This is a genomic window from Lysobacter sp. N42, assembly GCF_004344885.1.
On record NZ_SKFB01000115.1, the window covers coordinates 1 to 1,182 of the forward strand.

Genomic DNA, 1,182 nt, shown 5'->3' on the forward strand with positions numbered 1-1,182 from the left:
AAGGGTTCCGCCGCATCTTCAGCCGCTTCGACAAGCTCGACGTCATGTTCGCGGCCTTCATCCACTTCGCACTGATCGTCGAATCGTTGCGATAGTGTTAACAGGCCCTAGTCACTTCTACGAAGTCACGTAGGTCTGCCAAGTTCTTTGAGAATGAGTAGATGGTGCTGACAAGCGCAGCGCCCGTCTCCTGTGAATCACTGCTCTTGCTCACTGCGGCCTCCGCTCCACAAAGAGAATGGGCCAGATCAGATCGCGACCTGGCCCACCGTCGTTACCAGTCGTTCTACCTTGTCACCCGCACTTGCTATACCCACAATTCAAGCAAGTAGCACACCCATCCATCAGCACCAGCGCCTTCGTGCTGCACTTGTGGCACATGGTCGCGCTGGGCGGGAAGGTGGTGCCGTCGCCGGTGATGGCCACGCTCTCGTTGGCGGCGGGCTGCATGGCGCGCTCGTAGGCGGCGCGCTTCTCGGCGATCAGGGCGCGCTGGTGCTCGGAGAGCTCGGGGTCGACGATCAGGCCGATGGACTTGAGGTGGTCTTCCACCACGGCGCCGATCTCGGCCACCAGGCTCGGCATGTACACGCCGCCGGCCTTGAAGTAGCCGCCGCGCGGGTCGAACACGGCCTTCATCTCGTCCACCAGGAAGGTCACGTCGCCGCCCTTGCGGAACACGGCGGACATGATGCGGGTGAGGGCGACGATCCACTGGAAGTGGTCCATCGACTTCGAATTGATGAAGACCTCGAACGGGCGGCGCTGCTCGTGCTCGGTGCCGGGGTTGAGCACGATGTCGTTGATCGTCACGTACATGGCGTGCTCGACCAGCGGCGTCTTGATCTTGTAGGTGGAGCCGATCAGCACGTCCGGGCGCTCGACGCGCTCGTGCATCTGGATGACGTCGGCGACCTTGCCCTCGGACGGGGCGGGTGCGGGCTGCGCGGCCTGGGCCTCGCGCGCGCGGTCCTCGGCGCTGATCACGCTGTAGCCCTTGATTTTCTTCTCGATCTTGACGGCCATCGGCCTGGTCCCCGTGCTGCGGTCTCATCGCCCGCCGCCCCATGCGGCAGGCTGGAATCGGTGGTGCCGGCGGCGGGCCGCCGGCACCGGGTGGATCACCTCAGGCGCGCGCGCCGGCGCCGGTGCCGCGCGAGCGGCTGCCGCCGCGCGAGGCGG

At 65.4% G+C, this 1,182-nt stretch carries 1 protein-coding gene and 1 pseudogene; one reads left to right on the forward strand and one right to left on the reverse strand.

The window, feature by feature from the left end; translation table 11 throughout:
- A pseudogene (locus tag EYQ95_RS26175) lies at positions 1–95 on the forward strand (IS5/IS1182 family transposase); the annotation flags it as partial.
- 199 nt (positions 96–294) lie between these two features.
- Here the strand turns inward: EYQ95_RS26175 and EYQ95_RS26180 are convergent.
- Positions 295–1,026, reverse strand: coding sequence for an NrdJb (locus EYQ95_RS26180; RefSeq protein ID WP_132332162.1), 732 nt, complete (start codon positions 1,024–1,026; stop codon positions 295–297).
- Positions 1,027–1,182 lie beyond the last annotated feature (156 nt).